The following is a 579-nucleotide window of genomic DNA, read 5'->3' on the forward strand; positions in this document are numbered from 1 at the left end:
TGCACAGTTCCGACTTCAATTTTGCGGAACTGCTGAAGAATGGCTGGATCGACCTGAACAAGGCAGCGGTAGAAGCGGTGGCCATCGTCACGCCTCACGTGAAGAAGGGAACCATGTATTCCTACTTCCTCAATACCAACCAGCCTTCCAATGCGCTGCAGGGCCAGGTGCCTGACCAGATCAGCGGAAACTACAACTACAAGATGGGTGTTGCCCGGGTCAGGAAGATCGGCGAATCAAAGTACAAGCATGAGTTTACTCACATGTCTTTTGCACCACGCAATGTAGTCTAACCTCCCGGCTTACCGGGAAATCCCCAGGGGCGGCCATTGGCCGCCCTTTTTTTTGTGTCCAGGGATGGTCGGTATGCCGCTGGCGCAGGGCACTGAAAATGCCCCGGCATTGCCAGTATTTCCTCGATCCATGGGGGGTATACGCAGGATTGGCGTTTGTTGTGGTTAAATACACCAATACAATCAAACACAGGCCGTATTCTCATCATGTTCGACAAGGAAGACCTCCTGAAGTTGGCCAAAACGCCCATGCCTTTTGGCAAGTACCAGGGGCGGGTACTGATCG

At 53.0% G+C, this 579-nt stretch carries 1 protein-coding gene and 1 pseudogene; both read left to right on the forward strand.

Annotated features, from left to right (window positions below):
• A pseudogene (locus ACOCD2_RS25305) lies at positions 1 to 293 on the forward strand (arsenite oxidase large subunit); the annotation flags it as partial.
• A 207-nt stretch (positions 294 to 500) separates the two neighbouring features.
• Positions 501 to 579: putative quorum-sensing-regulated virulence factor (locus ACOCD2_RS25310; protein ID WP_294032165.1), on the forward strand; the 79-nt coding region annotated here is incomplete at its 3' end.

This window comes from Thiolapillus sp. (assembly GCF_048562965.1).
Classification (GTDB): Bacteria; Pseudomonadota; Gammaproteobacteria; order Chromatiales; family Chromatiaceae; genus Thiolapillus; species Thiolapillus brandeum_A.